Origin of the sequence: Methanolinea mesophila (genome assembly GCF_017873855.1) — an archaeon.
GTDB lineage: Archaea > Halobacteriota > Methanomicrobia > Methanomicrobiales > Methanospirillaceae > Methanolinea_B > Methanolinea_B mesophila.
The window spans coordinates 1288919-1308013 of record NZ_JAGGKR010000001.1 but is presented as its reverse complement, the minus strand read 5'-3'; the positions used below and the strand labels follow the sequence as shown (position 1 = coordinate 1308013).

General features: G+C 57.5%; 19 protein-coding genes. 6 read left to right on the top strand and 13 right to left on the bottom strand.

Going from position 1 to position 19095, the window contains the following annotated elements:
* Positions 1-12 precede the first annotated feature (12 nt).
* Genes J2741_RS06270 through J2741_RS06250 form a run of 5 tightly spaced genes read right to left on the bottom strand, consistent with a single transcriptional unit; the run spans position 13 to position 3234 of the window.
* The gene (locus J2741_RS06270) at positions 13-858 is read right to left on the bottom strand and encodes a DUF7289 family protein (protein ID WP_209674145.1); all 846 of its coding nucleotides are present in this window, start codon (positions 856-858) and stop codon (positions 13-15) included.
* A gap of 16 nt (positions 859-874) precedes the next feature.
* Positions 875-1354: a DUF7266 family protein gene (locus tag J2741_RS06265; RefSeq protein ID WP_449288784.1), complete on the bottom strand. Its 480-nt coding sequence runs from the start codon at positions 1352-1354 to the stop codon at positions 875-877.
* The gene (locus J2741_RS06260) at positions 1323-1670 is read right to left on the bottom strand and encodes a hypothetical protein (protein ID WP_209674143.1); all 348 of its coding nucleotides are present in this window, start codon (positions 1668-1670) and stop codon (positions 1323-1325) included. The genes J2741_RS06265 and J2741_RS06260 overlap by 32 nt, the downstream gene beginning before the upstream one ends.
* Positions 1670-2191, bottom strand: a complete 522-nt coding sequence (locus J2741_RS06255) for a DUF7288 family protein (RefSeq protein ID WP_209674142.1) — start codon at positions 2189-2191, stop codon at positions 1670-1672. Before J2741_RS06255 ends, J2741_RS06260 begins: the two co-directional genes overlap by 1 nt.
* Positions 2185-3234, bottom strand: coding sequence for a DUF7287 family protein (locus J2741_RS06250; protein WP_209674141.1), 1050 nt, complete (start codon positions 3232-3234; stop codon positions 2185-2187). Before J2741_RS06250 ends, J2741_RS06255 begins: the two co-directional genes overlap by 7 nt.
* A 241-nt stretch (positions 3235-3475) precedes the next feature.
* On the opposite strand from J2741_RS06250, the gene J2741_RS06245 reads away from it, so the two are divergent.
* Positions 3476-6562 carry a VWA domain-containing protein gene (locus tag J2741_RS06245; RefSeq protein ID WP_209674140.1) on the top strand — a complete coding sequence of 1029 codons (3087 nt, stop codon included), beginning with the start codon at positions 3476-3478 and terminating at the stop codon, positions 6560-6562.
* A gap of 471 nt (positions 6563-7033) precedes the next feature.
* Here J2741_RS06245 and J2741_RS06240 read toward each other — a convergent pair whose 3' ends face one another.
* The 4 genes from J2741_RS06240 to J2741_RS06225 all read right to left on the bottom strand — a co-directional run bounded on the left by J2741_RS06240 (position 7034) and on the right by J2741_RS06225 (position 11049).
* A complete protein-coding gene (locus J2741_RS06240) occupies positions 7034-7585 on the bottom strand; it encodes a hypothetical protein (protein WP_209674139.1) in 552 nt (183 codons plus the stop codon).
* Between the two features lie 153 nt (positions 7586-7738).
* On the bottom strand, positions 7739-8362 hold the full coding sequence (locus J2741_RS06235; RefSeq protein WP_209674138.1) for an RNase H family protein: 624 nt from the start codon (positions 8360-8362) through the stop codon (positions 7739-7741).
* A gap of 514 nt (positions 8363-8876) precedes the next feature.
* The gene (gene hisG, locus J2741_RS06230; RefSeq protein ID WP_209674137.1) at positions 8877-9749 is read right to left on the bottom strand and encodes an ATP phosphoribosyltransferase; all 873 of its coding nucleotides are present in this window, start codon (positions 9747-9749) and stop codon (positions 8877-8879) included.
* 40 nt (positions 9750-9789) lie between these two features.
* Positions 9790-11049 carry a DUF1015 domain-containing protein gene (locus tag J2741_RS06225; RefSeq protein ID WP_209674136.1) on the bottom strand — a complete coding sequence of 420 codons (1260 nt, stop codon included), beginning with the start codon at positions 11047-11049 and terminating at the stop codon, positions 9790-9792.
* Between the two features lie 75 nt (positions 11050-11124).
* Here J2741_RS06225 and rimI point away from each other — a divergent pair, with 75 nt between their 5' ends.
* Positions 11125-11586: a ribosomal protein S18-alanine N-acetyltransferase gene (rimI, locus tag J2741_RS06220; protein ID WP_209674135.1), complete on the top strand. Its 462-nt coding sequence runs from the start codon at positions 11125-11127 to the stop codon at positions 11584-11586.
* 98 nt (positions 11587-11684) lie between these two features.
* Here rimI and hmgA read toward each other — a convergent pair whose 3' ends face one another.
* The 3 genes from hmgA to J2741_RS06205 all read right to left on the bottom strand — a co-directional run bounded on the left by hmgA (position 11685) and on the right by J2741_RS06205 (position 15368).
* A complete protein-coding gene (gene hmgA / locus J2741_RS06215; protein ID WP_209674134.1) occupies positions 11685-12890 on the bottom strand; it encodes a hydroxymethylglutaryl-CoA reductase (NADPH) in 1206 nt (401 codons plus the stop codon).
* A 253-nt stretch (positions 12891-13143) separates the two neighbouring features.
* Positions 13144-14169, bottom strand: coding sequence for an AI-2E family transporter (locus J2741_RS06210; RefSeq protein ID WP_209674133.1), 1026 nt, complete (start codon positions 14167-14169; stop codon positions 13144-13146).
* Positions 14170-14321: 152 nt separating this feature from the next.
* A complete protein-coding gene (locus tag J2741_RS06205; RefSeq protein ID WP_209674132.1) occupies positions 14322-15368 on the bottom strand; it encodes an AI-2E family transporter in 1047 nt (348 codons plus the stop codon).
* Positions 15369-15543: 175 nt separating this feature from the next.
* Between J2741_RS06205 and J2741_RS06200 the strand changes: the two genes are divergently transcribed.
* The 3 genes from J2741_RS06200 to J2741_RS06190 are packed head-to-tail and all read left to right on the top strand — an operon-like array spanning position 15544 to position 16882.
* Complete coding sequence (locus J2741_RS06200; protein WP_209674131.1) at positions 15544-15984, top strand: hypothetical protein; 441 nt, start codon at positions 15544-15546, stop codon at positions 15982-15984.
* Positions 15985-16003: 19 nt separating this feature from the next.
* Entirely contained in the window at positions 16004-16423 is a 420-nt protein-coding gene (locus tag J2741_RS06195; RefSeq protein ID WP_209674130.1) for a hypothetical protein, read from the top strand.
* 12 nt (positions 16424-16435) lie between these two features.
* Positions 16436-16882, top strand: a complete 447-nt coding sequence (locus tag J2741_RS06190) for a hypothetical protein (protein ID WP_209674129.1) — start codon at positions 16436-16438, stop codon at positions 16880-16882.
* Positions 16883-17063: 181 nt separating this feature from the next.
* Here J2741_RS06190 and J2741_RS06185 read toward each other — a convergent pair whose 3' ends face one another.
* Positions 17064-17954: a class I SAM-dependent methyltransferase gene (locus J2741_RS06185; protein ID WP_245249428.1), complete on the bottom strand. Its 891-nt coding sequence runs from the start codon at positions 17952-17954 to the stop codon at positions 17064-17066.
* A gap of 247 nt (positions 17955-18201) precedes the next feature.
* On the opposite strand from J2741_RS06185, the gene J2741_RS06180 reads away from it, so the two are divergent.
* Positions 18202-18822 carry a hypothetical protein gene (locus J2741_RS06180; RefSeq protein ID WP_209674127.1) on the top strand — a complete coding sequence of 207 codons (621 nt, stop codon included), beginning with the start codon at positions 18202-18204 and terminating at the stop codon, positions 18820-18822.
* Positions 18823-19095: the final 273 nt, after the last annotated feature.

Below are 19095 nucleotides of genomic sequence, written 5' to 3'. Positions count from 1 at the left end.
CCATTGTGACGGTTACAGGTTCAGTATCTTCACGGTATAGATTTTCACCACCATTTGTGAAAGCGGGGTCGCCGGGCTGAACGTGTAATTGTCCCAGAATACATTGGGCGTTTTCGTCATTCCGAACTTGCCCCCGGTGAGGTAATTGCTCCACGCTTCCCGGTAGATGTCATCGCTGTTGTGGTAGGCCGGGTCCTGCCCGTAGGAGATATCGACCGTCCCCGGATTGTCGAAAGTATACTCCAGGGGAGGGTCGGTGATCGCCATCTGGACGGTGCTGATCCCGGTGACAGAGTACGCGGCATCGGCAGTGATCCCGATCCATGTGACAACCAGGATGTTCTGACCGGGATCATAGTACCATCGCGGGTCGGAGATCATCACCGATCCCACCTGCCCATTATATCGCTGGACCACCGCCCCGTTCAGGAGCTCGACATAGGCCCCCTGGGAGTCATCGAGGTAGTGGATGTTCCCCGGCTGGAACGCCACCGGTGCTCCGTTTTCCGGGACGATCCTGAAGAACGGGGTGTTGGAATCCGGGATCGAAACGGAGAGCGTGCCGCCCGAGACCTGGACGGTCGATTCCTTGTAGGGGACGTTCTTGTAGGTGAGGGAGTTCACGTCCGTCTGGAGGGAGATCATGTTCCGCTCCATATTCTGGATGTTTGAGTTCGCCTGCTGGTTTAACAGGAGAGGATAGCCGTAAAGTGTAACCAAGGCTATGCCTGCCATCATTATCCCGAAGATGAGGATGTACCCGACCGTTTCGGAGACTCCAGCTTCCCTGCCGTCGTCTCTCCGGGAGAGTGCCCCTGCCAGGTATTGTTTTCCTTCCCGATGTGGTGTGGATTTCATTGGTTCACTTCCCTCCTTACGGATAATGATAGTAGATCTCGTTCACGCCGCTCGCGGTGGTGTTCCCCTCCGCAGTCCCGAAGACCGTGGCCCCGATCCCTGCGAGCGATATCTCACTCTGATAGTTGCCGCCGGAGATAAGAATCTGACTGTCGTAGGGGCGCGAGGGCGGGCCTGGCACGATATCGACGCGGTAGTCCTTCCCCGCCACCTCGTCAGGGATGTTGAACTCGGTGGTGATCGTGGCCGTATTATAGAATGGGACCACCGCGTAGAGATCCACGATCCGGGTGCTCACCCCGTTGCCGATGTCGGTGAACGCATAGGTGATCAGCTGGTTGGTCGGCTGGTCGATGAAGACCGTGGTAACGAGCGGGACCACGATGACGAGGAGGAGGAGCAGTATCCCGCTGATGATGATGTACTCTACCATGGGGGAGACCCCGGACTCAGGGTCCGCCCGTTCAGAAGTCCCAGTACCCGATCGTCTCCTCATATGAGGTCACTCCGTTGTCATAATGTATCGTCCACGTCCCCGAGTTGTTCGCCACGTATATTACCGCGTTCTTCCGTTCGAGGGAGATATTCGTGAGATCCCGGAAACACTCCGGGCAGGTCCCCGCCGGAGTTCTGCTTATGGTGTAGACCTCGGCCCGCAGGTCGTGGATATCGGACTTGGGAAACTCGAGCGCACTCTCGGCCGTGGTCTGCCCCACCAGGATCGACTGGTTGAGGATGACCGCCAGGAAGAAGATGCCCACGCAGAGGATCATGCTCATAAGGATGATCCACTGCCCCGATTCGCGGTCCATCACCGCCACAGCAGCACCTCCAGGAGCACCGACTGCGACCGCGGGTCGAGGTACCCGGGCAGCGGCGCCGATCCATCGAGATATACCCACCTGGTCACCTTCACCGCGTTTTCCCTCCGGTACAGGTCCCCGCCGAACGGGTGCCCCTCCACCTGTCCGGACGTGGCGTTCCGGTAATACACCGTAGCATTGTACTTTATCCTGTCGGGGTGGTCAGGGAGCGTGGTGGTGTCGGCGAGCGTAGAGAACTGCGACCCGAACCCGGCCTCGTCCCCGGTGCGGATAGAGAAGGCAAGAGCGCTCTCGTTATAAGTCCCGGAGATATCGCTGTAATAATCAGGAGTATCCATCACCGCGAGCACGTCGTTTCCGGTCTGCTCGAGATGGAGGTCGATGATGTGCGTGTCCCCCGGGGTGAGGATCGTGGTTGTGGAGAGGACCGTGTACACCGTGATTACCAGCAGCACCGAGGCGGCGATCCCCTCGATAGTGTAGACCTGCCCCTCGTCCCTGTTCACCATATGCGGACCTCCATGATGGCGGGGACCAGATCCGGCCGTGGCGGAGGGCCGGGGAGGGGGGTGGCATAGTTCGCCTGCAGCGGACTGGTGGCGTTAAATCTCGCAGTGCTTCCGAAGTCATAGTTTATCCGGAGGGTGACCTGGTTTCCTGCGATCTCTGACACCTTCCCGATGAAGTACCCCGCCGGGATATCGAGGTACACGTAGTCTTGTATCCGGTTCGTCGACGTCCCCTTATCGGTCGTTGCATAGGTGAGGAGGCTGTTCCCCGGCGGGGAGATGTAACCCCCTGAAATATTGGAATAATAGGAATAACTGAGCGAATAAAGAGTCACATCGGTCCCGTTCACCGACGCTGAAGAGAGACCCGTGAGATTTATCCGGAGCTCCTCCTTCATCGGGTCTATCCAGTACGTGGGCCCCCTGCGGGAGTCGAACAGCTCTGCGGAACGGATGTAGATGCGGAACGGGAGGGAATCAGGGGGAGAGTACGCGTACATCCCGGCGTCGAACACCGCTTCTCCCGGCTCTTTTACCAGGACCACTCTCCGGATGCGGCCATAAGTGGAGTAGTAGTTGAACGGTTCGCCCACCTGGGAGAGCACGGTCCCGTCTAGTGTACTCACGGTTACGTTGTAGTGATAGGGATAGTTCCCAAAGATCATCCTTGTCTGATAGTCCAGCGGGATATCGTAGATCTCCGAATTATCGAACGCGTCAAGTTTGGTCGGCGAAAATATCAGAGGCGTGCTCTTGTAGTTGGACAATCCGAACCTGAGCACGAGGTCCTTCTGGGACCTCCCCACGAACTCCCACTCGTTGACCGGTTCGAGAACCACCACTCCAGGAAACGCGTTCGGCTGGCCCGGGTCCTCGGCGAGGATCACCCCCGTGCGGTATGCGACGGCATCGAAGTCCACGCTCTTGCTCTGGAGCCCCGCGAGAAGACCCGACGCGAAGGTTGCCGTGGCTATGATCGTGATCATGAAGATACTGAAACCGATGAGGAAGTCGATAGACAGCTGGCCTGAATCGCCGATCATTACAGGTACTCGCGAGGCTCCATTTTCGCACGGAAAGCCCTAGTGTGGAGGAGCCCTTGTTATTATAAAAAAATATCGCCGTTCCGGGTACTGCATACTCAATAATCTCCCCCGGAATGACGAAATACTCGTAATCTCTCCTCAATTTCCCGCCCAATCAACTGCGGGACACCCGATCCATCCATAATTATTTATATTCATAAAATTATTCAGGGGTGAATCCAATCGGGGAGTCGGGAAAATGAACGGTGCAAGACTCATTGCACTTGGGCTCCTGGCCGCTCTGCTTTTACTCGGATCCGCCTCCGCCCTGGTGCCTGACCAAGTACTATGGGGCATCAACAAGGAATGGGTGGTGGCGAACGGGTCCGATACCGCGATCATCCAGGCTTTCGTCACCAACCAGAGTGCCGGGATCAACGGGCTTGCGGTCATGTTCTCGGTGAACAACTCGGTCTTCGGGACCCTGAACCCTACCACGACGATCACCTCGGACGGGGCCGCGGAGACGGTGTTCCGGACCGGGACGAAGAGCGGAGTGGCGAATATCACCGCGACCATCTTTTACCGGGTCAACCAGTCCGATATCACCGAACCGACCAAGACCAAGACCTGGAACTACCTCTTGAACATCGACCATGCGCCTCCCTTCGAACTCGCGTCCTACACCGTCCCTTCCGAGATCCAGGTGGGGTCGGCCGGGAACCTCACCCTCTTCTATACCGACCGGTACGGCAACCCGGTCGATAACCGCCATTTCGTCGAGGAGGTCTACTTCGAGGTGTCATCTCCCGATACGACCCCTCCTGCCGGAATGGCCCATTTCACCGGGGCGAACCCCCCGGGGACGGCCATCCAGGTCCTGGTAGACGGGCAGGGGAGGGTGAACGTCCAGCTGATCGCGAGCACCACTCCGGGGACCAACGTGGTCCTCGCCCACCCGGTCCCCCCGCTCTTCGGCGACGTCCCTGACCGGTATTTCTTCATCCAGGCGGTGGCGAACGCGACCCCCGTCTCCCTGACCCAGTTCTTCAACCCCGAGGGATACCTCGGCCAGCCTCCCCGGCAGTACGCCGACGGGGTGAGCCTCTACCAGATCGTATACCTGGTACAGGACCGGTTCGGAAACGGGGTGCAGAATTCCCCCATCAGGGTGACCACCTCGATCCCCGGGGAGGAGCAGACCGTATACACGAACCAGTTCGGCCAGGCCCTGCTGACCTACGGGCCGAAGACCTCCATCGGGCATATCACGGTCTCAGCCCAGTCCCTGGCGAACCAGACCCTCCAGGTGGAAAAAGAGGTCTGGTTCGTAAGCCAGCAGGCCGTGGACATGCAATTCTCCGCCCAGCCGGAATCGATGCCCAGCAGGGACGTGCTCTCCTGGGCTCCGGGAGAACTCCGTGCCAAGGTGATCGACGAGAACGGTAACCCGGTCGAGGGCGAACCGGTTACCTTCAGCCTTGGCCCCCCGATCTACAACGAGCCGTACAATGTGACCTCGAGCCCCTCTCTCTCGGCCACGAGCGCACTCTCCGATGCCGACGGGTTCGCGGTGGTGAACTTCATCCCCGGAGGTTTTTCCGTCAACTCGTCAGACCCCCTCTACGACCCGACCGCGACCGGCGAGGCGGTGGTCACGGCCCACTGGGAGAATACCACTTCGGGGTATTCGGCGACCAACCAGCTCACCCTCTCCTGGAAGAATTATCCTTATCTGAGCATCACAGCCCTGGTATCCCCTGAGACGGTGAATGTCTCCGACGTGGTGGAGGTATTCATCCAGCTCCGGGGGGACGGGTGGGCGCTGCAGCCGGACCCGATCGACGTGATCCTGACCACCGACCGGTCGGGGAGCATGCTCTACGACAATCCCGACCGGATGTACTCCGTCAGGGAGGCGGGCAAGGTCTTCCTCGACAACCTGAGCGAAGTCCGTGACCGTGCAGGCCTGGTCTCGTTCGGCATGAACGGGTACATTCCCCGTCCAGGGTATAACTCGGGGCTGTCCACGTCGTACATCAATAATGTCTACGTCTATCCGCGGACCTACGACGGCTATGCCACATACGACAGGAACCTGACCAACGACTTCCCGTCGGTGAAGTCAGAGCTCGACCTGATCGTCCCGGACTACGCCACCCCTATGCGGGAAGCGATCCGGCTCTCCATCGAGAGACTGAACGAAACGAATCGTCCGAAAGCCATCAAGGCGATCGTCCTCCTCTCGGACGGCGACTACAACTTCTATGGCGACCCGCTGGCCCGTGGCACCGGGTACTCCGCGTATTCCCCCGACAACAGCAGGTTCTCCGACCTGACCACGAATTATTACATTTACCCCGGGCTCGGTTCGGGACAGTTCTCTAACCAGAATATGTCAGTGTATGCGAAGAACTCGGGGATCAAGATCTATACCATCGCCTTTGCAAATTCCATATCTTCAGGAGGAAGGGACGTCCTCCAGAAACTCGCCCTGTTCACCGGTGGAAAATACTACGAAGCGAGCGCCACGAACATCGCGGACGTGTACACCGCCATCGCAGGGGAACTCCGTACGGAGGCGGGAGTCAATACCCAGATGGACCTCGACTACGGCCAGGTCGAGGTGAACAACGAACTGGTGGCCATGAACGAGACCTACCGCGTCTTCGATTACATAGGGGACGGTACGACCTCCACCCGGATCCACTCCTACAACGATACCACCACCTTCGTCAATACGGTCATCAACCAGAGCAGCCAGTGGAATAACCCCGCGAATCCCTATCATTTGTTCTTCGACGTGGGGACGGTCAGGCTTGGCCAGGTCTGGGAAGCGACCTACAAACTGCGGGTGCTGGTGGACGGGAACATCAATGTCTTCGGCCCGTTGTCTACCATCGTCTTCAACAACGGGGAATCCACCCTCCCCCTGCCCGCGACCTTCATCACCGCGGTTCCCGGGCAGGTCACCACCGGGATTACACCCGGAGAACTGAACATCACCAACGTGACCCCCGGCTCGGACGAGAACCAGGGGGGCATCGAATACGTCACCTGGACCTGGGACCGGCACTATACCGGCGTGCTGCAGGTGACCGAGATCTACCATGTCTCCAATGACGGGGGCCAGCAGTGGATCCAGATAGGGACCCGGGTGCTCACCCCCGAAGAGGCGAATCAGCCCGGCGAGTTCAGCTATCCCCTGGTACTCCTTCCTCCCGGGGAGGTCCTCTTCAGGGTGGTCGCCAACGCGATCGATGCCCCTGGACCGGTGATAGGGACCCCGCCGCCTGCCCCGCCCGCAGGACAGCCGACACAGACCGCGTATATCCATCTCATATAACCCCCATTTTTTACCGTTCCTGCGGAACGATCCGGGCCACTCGGGGTCATCAGGGGATTCGGATAAATTTGAATGAAATACGGCTCTTGACGACACCCCGATCTCCTTCATTCATGGTCAATTCTCAAGGATTTGCCAGGGGTAGTGTACGATCACAAATCTGAGATAGTAGATGTTCCTGGGGCTGCGCCCCGGCGCTGCAGAGCCCCAAAAGGATTTGAGTAAACTATCGCAGGTCCGGATCTTTTTACCCGGATATCACCAGGATTACACTTTTTCCGGAGGTACCAGGGACGGCATGCGATACAGTGGCCAACATAGTCCTGAATCACCATATCTTCGCGATTCCTGTTCCAGGGTTTTCATCCGGGGGAAAGTGCCGGGCATGAAAGGAGGAATCGGACCGGCGAATCCAAAGGGTCAGACGGATAATCGCGTAAGACCCCCCGGTTCAGGGACGGAAAATAATATTCAGAGTTGTTTCCCGCTCTTTGCATCGAACCGGACCGTGACGATAGTCCCGTCCTGGTCCGGATAGGTGAGGGTATAGACTCCGTCTGTAAGAATCAGGGAATTGATCCTGACGGTGTAGAGGAGGGTTGAACCCTGGATAAGGGCTGCCGGGGAGATCACCTGATCGAGGACGATTTCCTGCGAGGGCAGCCATGCCCGCCAAGGAGTAATACTGCTTCCACCCTGGTTATGAACGAAGAAGTAACGATCTCCCTCCTGTGCCACTCCCAGGATCCATTGCTCCGCTTTCCCGTCGGAGCTGACGTTGTCCCCCTCGATATAGTAGATCCGGTAAAGCATGGCACTATTGCTCTGGAGGGAGATCGACTCGTCGAGTGCGTTCAGGGCCTCAGCAAGACTCCGATACTGAACGTATACCGCGGTCGGGACCACCGAAAATCCCGTCCCTTCGGGTACAGGGTTCTCCGGGGCGTTCGTACAGCCCGAAAGGAGCAAGGCCAGGCTAATAATGATCAGGGCTGGGTACCAGAGGTTCCTGCACGCTCGCATATTCCCCCTTTAATCCCATCACAGAATATAAAGGATTGCATTATAAAAACGTAAGATATTCCGGAAAATTGTCCACCTATTGGATGTCCATCGGGACCTCAGGACAAATGTTCACACTCTGTAGGGATGAGACCGGGCGGATTGCGCCCTTCTTCAGCTCTCCATCATTTCCCAGGAAGGCTGCACCGCATCCCTGATGATCACCGGCCGGTTCTCCAGCATCTTCATCGCTTTCCGGAGCTTCGCCTTGAGCCGGAGGTTCTCCGCCTCGAGCCGCCGTACCTTCCGGTGGAGCGGTTCGTTCCCCGCGGCACCGCAGAGGCTCTGGATATAGTGGCGCAGGTGCCGGTCGGCACCGTTCTCGCTCCGGGGGATCCAGCGGATCTCCACCGAAAGGTCTTTTTCCACGATCAGGTCCTGGATCGCCAGGCTCTTTTTGAAGAACGCGGGCGGGGTGGTCTTGTTCTTCCGGGTGAGGTGCCATACCACCACTTGGCTGTCGGTCCGGATCCGGGCCCGTGCCCGTGCGGGGAGGTTTTCAAGGGCCAGTATTACCGCGTTGAATTCGGCCTCGTTGTTCGACGCACCGCGTTCGTAGGCCACGTACACTTCTTCGCCGGGGAACAGGGCGATGGAGTGCCCGTCGCCGCTCCCGTCCACCATGATATCGATCCTGTTGTCCATCGCGTCCACGTCCGGAAAAGATTGGGTGCAGGAATGAATTCCTTCGAAAAAGAGCGATTCAGGAGAGGATTTTTGAAGAAAAAGAGAGAGCATGGGCGCTTGGCGGGTTCCTGCCGGGCAGGAGTTCTCGTCCGGAATCAGGTGGTTACCACCGATGCTGCCTCACACTCCCGGTCTGATAACAAAGGATTCACGCGAGTATACTTAAAATTATTCCTCCGATTCTCTATAGGAATAAGGAAAACCGGAGGTACTGAGATCCGGGTTTTTTAATCGGGCGCAGGCAGCGAGAACCCGTTCCAGGAGCAACCGCCTGGAAAACCCCCTGGACGTGTCCTTTTAAAAAAGATCACTATCTCGTCCCGGCAAGATCCGGCACGGCACAATCGGCGCCGGTAACCAGGACAACCCGGCACGGGCGGAGCGGGCGAGTGCTCGCTCCCTCATCGTGGGAGTTCCTGCAGGAATCCGGGTCCCTTCGCCTGGGGGTGTACCGAAGGCGGGTCGGAAAAAATCCAAAAAAATTTTCGCGGGGCCTCGCCCCGGCAGAACGCAGGATGAAGTGAAAAATAAAAAGAAATTTCGTAGGGGCGATGCCCCATGAACCCTACCGCACGATCTTTGTAATGGGAATTTCCAGGATGTCCACCGCACCGGCGGCTTTAAGGTTGGGGATGAGCGTGTTGACCATTCCCTTGTCGACCACCGTCTGGATGCTGTAGTAGTCGATCCCGTGCAGCCTGCTGACCGTGGGTGTCTTCAAGGCCGGAAGAGCCGCGATCACCACGTCCATCGACTTTTCCGGGACGTTCATGGTGAGGAGCACCTGGTGGCGGGCCTCGATCACCCCCTGGAGCAGGGTGACGATCTCCTCTATGGCCTTCCGCTTCCCGGGGTCTTCGAAACTCTCCCGGTTAGCGATGATCATGGTGTAAGACTCCATGATCTGCCCGATGATCTTCAGGCCGTTCTTCCGGAGCGTGGTCCCGGTCTCGGTGAGGTCTACGACCACGTCCATGAGATCCGGCACCTTCGCTTCAGACGCCCCGTAGGAGTGGAAGAGTTCCACCGGGATCCCCAGCCTGCCGAAGTATTCCCTGGTGATCTCGGGATACTCGGTGGTCACCCGGCTGTTCGGCCGGATCTGCCCCACGTCGTTGATATCCTCGCTCTGGTGGACCGCCACCACGATCTTCACGTTCCCCTCGCCGGTCTTGCTGTAGTGAAGGGCGGAGACCTCCCGCACACGGGCCGCGGTCTCTTTCACCCAGTCGAGCCCGGAAATACCCAGGTCGAAGTACCCCATCTCCACATACTTGGGGATCTCCTGCGGCCGGAGGATCTTCACCTTCCCTATCCGTGCGTCGTCGATCCGGGGGTTGTAATCGCGTTCACCCCGGCGCACCTCCAGGTCCGCCTCTTTGAAGAGCTGGAGGGTCTGGGCCTCGAGGCTGCCCTTGGGCAATGCTATACTTATCATGCACAATCAGATGACCTGAAAAGAGAAAAATGGTAACGGTCTAGTCCAGGGTATGGACCACGAGCCCCGAGAGAAGCTTCGGTTCGAACCAGGTGGACTTGGGGGGCATGATCCCTCCCTTGTCGGCGATCTCCAGCACGGTCTCCACCTTAACGGGCTGCATCGCGAACGCCACCTCGTACTCCCCCTGGTCCACCATCTCTTCGAGGTCCGCGAGAGGGCGGGCGCCTCCCAGGTACTGCAGCCGCGGGTCTCCCCGGGGGTCGGTGATGAAGAGGAGCGGGGTAAGCACCTCGCGCTGCAGGACGGAGACGTCGAGGTTCTCGATCGGCCCCTCCCCCGGACTCACCGGGCGGGAGCACTCGTACCATTCCCCGGCGAGGTACATGTGGATCACGTGGTAGCCCCGGGCATGCTCGGGGATTGGCGGGATATGAAAGCCGCACGCGTCCACCTTCCCGCAGGGCCGGACCTCGAACCGGTCGCGCACCCGGGCCATGAACGCCCAGGGGGCATACCCGCCGAGGTCGGTGACAAGCCTGCTGTACCCGTGGATCTTTACCCCGTCGTGGGCGAAAAGGACGCCCATGAAGTGGTCGCACTCACCGCACCACCTCCCTTCCTCTTTCCTCTTTTTGGACACGTTCACCGCGGATTTCGCCCGGTGGTGCCCGTCGGCGATGTAGAGCCGCTCCACCGGATCGAACAGGGCTTCCAGCCGCGAGAGGGCCGCCGGGTCGCTGATATGGAAGACCTGGTGCAGGGTATCTCCCTCCCACGCCACTTCGGCGACCGGCACCATGTCTGCGATAAGGGCCTCGAGGCAGGCCTGCCCCCCGTTCGCGTCCCGGTAGAGAAGTACCACCGGTCCTGTGTGGGCGTTCACCGCGTCGATGTGCCGGGTGCGGTCCTCTTCCTTGTCGTACCGGGTGAGTTCGTGCCGCCGGATCACCTCCTTCTCGTAGTCCTGGACATCGAGCCCGCAACAGAGGCCAATGTAGGTCTGGCCCGGGGCTGAGACCCGGTAGATGTACATGGATGGCTCCCCGTCCCTGACCATCAGCCCCTTCGCGAGGAACTCCTGGAAGTTCCGGCTCCCGGTCCGGTACACCTCGTCGTCGGTGGGGGGGAGATCGGGCAGGAGGGCATCCGGCCGGCTTATCCGCAGGAAACTCAGGCCGTTATCATGGATGCAGGCGGCGGCCTCCTCGGTGGTGACCACATCGTACGGCACCGCCGCAATCCGCGGCGCTTCGGATTCCCTCGGCCGGACGCCCGCAAAACGGAAAATATGAACCATATAAACCCTGTGAAACCTCTTTATTCTTTTTTCCTGACAGTATATTATAGCAGTGACACCCATACATTAGCACTCATGACCGGTCGTGCCACAATCCGGCGGGCCAGGATGGCAGATATCCCGGTAATCGTGGATATCGAGGCCGAATCGTTCCCCGATCCCTGGACTGCGGGCACGTTCCTGGAGCTGCTGGAGTACTCCCCCACCACCTTTTTTGTTGCCGATACGGGCACGGATATCGCGGGGTTCGTCGCCGGGGGGCTCGAGGATACCGGGGAAGAGATCTACGGGCATATCTGTAATCTCGCAGTTTCCTCCCGTTTCCGGCGGACAGGGATCGGGCGCGACCTCGTCCGCCGTCTCGAGCACCAGTTCATCATCGAGAGCGCTTCGGGGATACAACTGGAAGTACGGCTCGCAAATCTCCCGGCACAGCGTTTTTACCGGATCCTGGGGTACCGGGAGGTATTCCAGATCGCGAAGTACTATGCCAATGGTGAGGACGCGGTCGTGATGATGAAGTGGTTCGGGATCTGACCGCCCGGGCCTGGTCTATCCTTGAAAAAAATCTTAGGATCCCAGGTTACGGGATAAAAATGCCCGGGTGATTTTCATAGTAAAAAGAGGTCCCGGTTTTACCTGCCGAGCTGCTGGTGCGCACGGGCAAGGTGCTGGGCCGCCTGGGCCCCGACCAGGGAGATCTCCCCGGCAAGCACCCCTGCCGCGACGATCTCGGCGAACTTCCTGGCATTGTATCCCGGCGGGTCCCCGCTCCCGGCGACGCCGAGCAGTTTCAGGCACTCCGCCTGGGTCTCCACCCCGGTCCCTCCTCCCACGGTCCCCAGGGGGAGATCGCGGAGCGTCACCGCCGCGTACACCCCGTGCTCCGTGGGGTCCATTGTGGTGATGGCCATGCTCCCTTCGACCACGTGGGCGGGGTCCTGCCCGCAGGCGATATAGGCCGCGGCGATGACATTCGCGACGTGGGCGTTGAACCCGAGCGAGACCGCCGTCGCGGAACCCACCAGGTTCTTCCGGGTGTTCACCTCGACGAGCGTCCGTGCGTCGGTCTTCAGGATATCCCGGATCTGGTCGTGGTTCAGGTGCACCCCCGCGACCACGCTCCTCCCCCTCCCCCGGATAAGGTTCACCGCGGCAGGCTTCTTGTCGGTGCACATGTTCCCCGAGAGGGTCACCAGTCGGGCGCCGGTCTCTTTCGCGATAAGTTCGGCCGCTTTCTGGCCCCCGATGGTGACCATGTTCATTCCCATGGCGTCTTTTGAATCGAACTCCATACGCACGAAGACCGTGGTGCCGGTGATGGTGGTTACCACGTCGGTGAGTTTCCCGTGCGAGGTGGTGCTCTCGGCGGCCGCGGCGATCTCCGCCCGGTGGGACTCCACCCATCCGGCCACGTTCTTGGCGTGCACCACCGAGTCGGCAGCAAACGCCGGGGCACGGGTAATGCCGTCGTGGAGCACGCGGACCTCCGCTCCTCCCGCCCGGGTAATGGCACTCGCACCCCGGTTCACCGAAGCGACAAGCGCCCCCTCGGTAGTGGCGAGCGGGAGCCAGAAGGACCCTTTCGCGTACTCGCCCTTCACCGCGAGCGGTCCCGCGACTCCCACCGGGACCTGCACGCACCCGATCATGTTCTCACAGTTCTTTTTTACCACCCGGTCCACACCGATGGTGTAGGACCCGACCTTCTCCAGGGATACCCCGGTCTCCTCTTCGATATAGCGCCGCCGGAGCCAGACCGCCTCCCCCGGGGAAAGCTCCTGCTCCAGGGCATAGAGTTTCAGGGTTCCCGCACGGAGACGGGCGAGGTACTCGTCCATGGGATCTATATTGGCGGGGATGACAATTACCCTATCCGTCCCCGGGCTGGCTGGGAGCAGGTTTGAGAGATGAACAAAAACCGTCCTTATAAAATTATTATTTAATTATTCTCTCGGTAATTTGTCATGAAATGAAGGAAAATAGTGGAAAGGGCATATCATCCCCGCGTGTCTCCGGTTTAACGCTCTTGTCTGAGCCCGTTTCCACGAGGATTGTAGCGATGTGGCAATCACGAACTACCCTGTAAAAAAATCAGGAAGGGGTCTGGTCGCTGCTTTGGTTCTTGGCCATGGTCAGCTGGTCGATCAGTATCTGGTATGATGCGACCAGGAGAGCGATGAACAACGGTCCCAGGATCAGTCCGATGATGCCCATGATCGAGATGCCGCCGAGTATCCCTATCATTATCAGCACAGGATGAATACTGACCCTCCTTCCCATCAGCCTTGGGCGGATATAGCCGCCCGGTAACCAAAGGGCCACCGGATAGATGACGAACAGGGCAACCAGCAAACCCGGGATGTCTCCGATCGCGAGGTTATAGAAAACGAGGAATACCATGATCAACAGAGGACCGAAGATCGGGATGAACATCGCCAGTCCGGTCATAATCGCCAGCGGGAGATACGTCGGATACCCGAGCAGGTAATAGAACGGCAATGAAAGGATGAATGAAATAATCGCCACTTCGACGCTGACGATATAGATCGCGTACAATGTGTTGACGACCAGCCCCGAGATCTTCTCGATCGATTCTCCCAGCCGTCCCGGCAGGGCCGACATGACCTGCCGGGAGATATCAGGGCCTTTCAACAGGAAAAGGTAGACCGTGAGAAAGAGAATGAACGCATGGAACAGGATGATCGGTACCGAAGTCAGAAGCGGAATGATTGCTACCTTGATGAAGATAACTACGCTGTCGATTGTTTCTGCCACGATAGCCCCGGAAATTATCGCGGTGGGAGCGATCGATGACATCCATACGGTTATTGACCGGATCATGCTGAAGATTAAACTGCCTTCCCCGATCAGGATGGCTGCGAGAAATGAGAGCGCGAATCCCGCCACCACCGCAACCAGGAGGGTCGTGAGCCCGGCTGCTCTTGCAGGAGTCATCCGTGCGGACAGTTTGCGGTTGAGAGGATGCACCACGATGGCAACCGTCAGGCCGAGGATGATGGTTGCTGCGAGAGGATAATAGATGACAAATACGGTGGCGAGGATGAGAAAGATCAGGGTGATGGTCAATAAGTCGTATCTGAAGGTTTCAGATGGCATACCCAGTAATACTAATATAATGATAATCAGGCTTGCGCTGGAGTGATCCGTGGAAAGGGATCCATCGCGGGGGTGCAGGTATCCGCAAGGCCTGTCATGGATTGTCCGGACCAAACATCTTCGATATTAAGAGATCATTACCGGATCCGTTCTTATGCCGTCCCCGGGTCATCCTTCGGAGACGGCCCGAGAAGGATCGCGATCCACCGGGTCTCCTCAAACAGTTCGGCAACCATCTGGACGGCAAGGGTCAGGGGAACGGCGATAAGGACACCTATGCCCCCAAGGATAAATCCCCAGAAGATTAGGGAGATGAACACCACGGCGGGGGATAAGGAGAGTGAACGCCCCGCTATCTGGGGGAACATAATGTATTCGACCAGGGTGTTGATCACCGCACACCCGGCCAGCACCGCAATGGCAGCAAGGGGACCTATCTGGAACCAGGCCAGGAGCATGGGGGGGATAACGGCGAGCCAGAAACCGACATACGGGATGAACCCGAGCAGGAACGCAAGGAACCCCCAGAAAATGGCGTATTCAACTCCAATCACCGTGAGCAGGAGTGCGGTCCCGATACCCATGGCCAGGTTCACTTCGGTCCTGACGATAATATAATCAACGTTCTTCCGGGCGAGCAGTGTAAACTTTTCCACGTCCCCGGGGCGGTACGTCCCGATAACGCCCCTGATCTTGGCAGAGAAACCTCCGGCCTCGAGGATCAGGAAGACCGTGGTGAAGATAATCACAAAAAAAACGATCGCCAGATCAAGAAACCCGGCCGCTAATCCGCCCGCACTTGTTGCAAGGAAACGGACCAGACTGGGAAGGGATAGCCATGCCGGATCGAATCCCGCCGCATTGAGGTAGGGCGCGGCCATCCCGAGGTTGGTTTCCAGATCGAGCTGGTAGCTCGGTATCTCCGCGAGAATCCGGAAGAGAGACCCGACAATCACGGCAATAAAAACCGCTATGATAGTGAAAAAAGTTGCCAGGGTCATCAGGAGGGCCAGCCGGGTCGAGAGCCCCTTCTTTTCCAGCCAGGAGAAGAGCATCCCGAAGATGACCGCCAGGAATACCGAAAATGCAATCGGTGCGATGATAGGAGATGCCGCCTTCATTCCGGCAAGGACGATGATTATCCCGGCGATGAACATCAGGATCCTGGTTGGTTCGGAGAGGGGTAGGTCTGGGGCCATGGTCTGAATCCGGTGTCTGGTTCTTCCTTTTGACCGGAATGCTCTTAAAGCAAATTGGTTGCGGTCGCCGTCCGGGATACCGACACCGGTGGTAAACCGGCCGTCAGTCAGGGTGGAACGACGAAGAGAATTTTATAATAGATTTTTATTACAATTACATCGATATTCATTTGAGATGGAGAAAGAGAAGAGGAAAACGTGGATTGGGGTTATAATGGGGGCCATCATTATCGGTGCAGGATTTTATATCGGTATTTTGTTACACCGTCCGGGAAATGACCTTCTCTTAGTGGTATACTCGGCCCTGATTTTTATGGCCGGGGGTCTCTTTTCAGGGATATACACCTCCTGCAAAGTATGGGACGGTATCTGGTACGGATTGTTGAGCGGGATTATCGGTGCATTTTTCATTATGATACCTATCCTGGCGATGTTGGTTTCTGATGCGATTAACGGACTGCCTGCAGGATTTGCTGCAGGAATGGCACTGTTTTTAGGGATATTTGTCTCCCTTGCTGCAATTGTTCTTGCCGCGGCAGGAGGGGCGTTCGGGGTACTGGCGAAGAGGGCCTGGTATAAAGAGTCAATAGAGACTCAGGAAAATTCCACGGAATAAGAACCGGGGGGAACTACCAATGGAGATTGAACGCAGGAATAAATGGATTGGGATACTTATCGGTGCCTGTATTATCGCGGGAGGCGCGTATAGCACGCTATTCGGGATGATCGTATTTTACACCATGGTCCTCCTTTTTGTCTTCGGAGGCTTCATTTCAGGGGTGTACCTCTCCCGGAAGATGCGGGACGGTATATGGTTCGGGTTGTTAAGCGGTATTGCCGGGGGCCTCATTGTTTTGATATCAATACTGGGATTGTTGATTTACGACACGATTCGCGGGGTACCTGGATTTGCAGAAGGAATGGAGCTTGTAATAGGAGTATACCTCTTTCTGGCTGCAATCGTTCTCGCAACGGTGGGAGGGGGTATTGGAGGTGTGGCAAGATGGGCATTGTTGAAAGTATCGAAAGAGGGGCAGGGAAAGTCCCTGCGATAAAATATGACGGCCATGGTGATTGAACGCAGGAACAAATGGTTCGGGATATCGATCGGTGCATGTCTCATCGCCGTATGGTTCTATATCACCGTGTTAATGGCGAGACCTGGAAACGTACTATTATTCTTTTTTATTTTTACATTCATTATTGCCCTGATCGGAGGTCTCATTGCAGGGATACTTACCCAAGGAGATGGTGGAACCGGTATCTGGTCGGGTTTCTGGAGCGGGTTATTCGGTGCCTGTGCCATACTGGTATATTTTCTGTCCATCGTCATTTTCGACACGTTGGCGGGAACGGTGACACTTGCCACAGGATTTGCGCTGTACGGCGGGATATTCATCGCTATTTTCGTGATCATGCTCGCGACGATAGGAGGAAAAATCAGCACGGTCATCAATAAGACCTTAATTGGAGATTCGACAGAGAAACCTGAAAGTACTCAGGAACAGGAATAAGTTTTCCAAAGAGCATTTTTTTGATTGTGCCATGCAATTGAATTTGAGATAACCAGGAAGCATGGACCGTATACCGGAGATGATACCCCCCACCCCGCTTCATGGGGCCGGCGCGACGCCTGCGTTCTGGTCGCGCCTGGGCCAATTCAAATGGTATGAATAAGATGTCACTTGATCAGCCTCATTCGAGCCTGATATCATACACCGCATGCCACTTGCCTGGGGAATACGAACGCACCATGTGTTCGGTGCAGGAAGCAACCGGGTAATCGTGCAGGGAGGGGAGAAGTGCCCCTTCTTCGGACTGCAGCATGTAACAGTGGATCCATCCACCCGGCCGGCAGAGCCGCATGGCGTGAGGAAGGAAGGGGACCGGGTCCAGGGGATAGTTCATGACTACACGGTCGAACTTCCAGTGAAGCACCCGGTCAAGGCGGGCTGCGTCGGCGCAGGCCGGGAGCACGTTCTTCACCCTGTTCAGCCGGATATTCTCCAGCAGGAGCAGGACCGCTCCGGGGTTGAGGTCCGAGGCGACCACGAACGACGCGACGTCTGCCAGGGTAATGGCGAACGGCCCCACCCCGGTGAACATGTCTAGCACGGACTCCCCGGGGGCGACCTGCCCGAGGACCCGCTGCCGTTCGGTTGCGAGCCGGGCGGAGAAGTACGCGGCGGAGAGGTCGATCACGAACCGGTGCCCGTACTCCGTCACCGTCGTTTTCGTGGTGGGCTCCCCGGCGAGGACCTCGAAGGACCGGGTGCGGAACTCCCCTTCGACCTCGGATTCCGGGAAAAGGACCGTGTGGATGACGGGACGGGCCCGGAGAAGGAACTCCGCCGCCCCCACGTCACGCTCGGGCATGATCGCAATCCCCCCCACGAGCTCGTGCCGGGGGAGCTCTTCCTGGGGCGGGAGTGAATGGAATGTGCAACGCAGGTTGCCGGGACCGGGAGCGAGCACCGGGATAAGGAGACAGCCCTCGAGAGCCTTTGGCCGGAGACTCCGGTCCAGGAGGTCCTTCCCGGCAAGCTCCTGCCGGACCTTCTCCCCCTCGCGCAAGGGGACTTTCATGCACCACTGCTCCCGCTCTGTCATGCCTTCGTCACGTATTGTGTGATACTATGAGAATCGGGGGGCAATCATGGTTGCGGGTAATCCCGGGCGCAGCCCTATCGTAATGAAAAGCAGGACATATTTCACGTGCATCTTAAATTTCCGGCAGCCGGATCGGTATCGATGAATCCATTTCTATAAACAAATGGAAAAAATAATATATTTATATAAACCTGTCCAAATTACCCTCATCTGGGGTATAGTAATGGACAAAAATCTTTACAGGATCGGGTTCTGGGTCTCTCTCGTTGCATTTATTGCGATGGTTGGTTTTTCGGTCGCGCAAATATCACAGCTTTTCGGCGTTCCCCGCTATCCGTGGGATGCAGTCCTGATCTACGGATTTTCACTCTGCATCGCCACGCCTTTAATGCTCGCGTTTCTCGCACTTCACTACGTTACACCCGAAGGGAGGAGGTACTGGAGCCATGCGGCCCTCCTCTTCTCCGTAATATACGCACTTTTCGTCAGTTTCAACTACGTCGTCCAGCTGACGGCAGTGATCCCCTATCCCGACGCGAACCCGGTCCTGAACCAGACGCCGCACTCCCTGTTCTGGACCGTGGATGCACTGGGCTACATCGCACTTGGCCTGGCGACGCTGTTCGCCGTGCCATTGTTTTCGAACCGGGGGGTGCAGAAGTGGGTTAAGTGGTTTTTCCTGGCGAATTTCTTAGTCACACCCCTGATATGCATCGTATATTTCTATCCGGTATTTTCCATGACCTTACTCCTGCTCGGGTTGCCATGGATCGTCACGGGGATCGGCTCGACGTTATTCCTGATGCTCTTTTTTAAGGGAGGATCGAAGATCGAACAGACGTGAACCGGATCCATAACGAAGAGTAAAACCATGAGATATGCCTGGGCGCTCACGGGTCCAGGATTTTTTTATCGATTTTATTTGAGCGATATCAGCCAGGGCTAAACTTTCGCGAGATATCTCCCGGGGGAGCCGCAGCGGCAGGGGCTTCGTCTCCGGGAAACATCTTCGAATTAAGAAAAAATTAAAACTCACTCAAAATAACTCGGCACTCGACGGTCCGGGCCTGGCCTCGGATCATACCGCGACGAGCCTGCGTTTTTCAGGGAGGCGTGA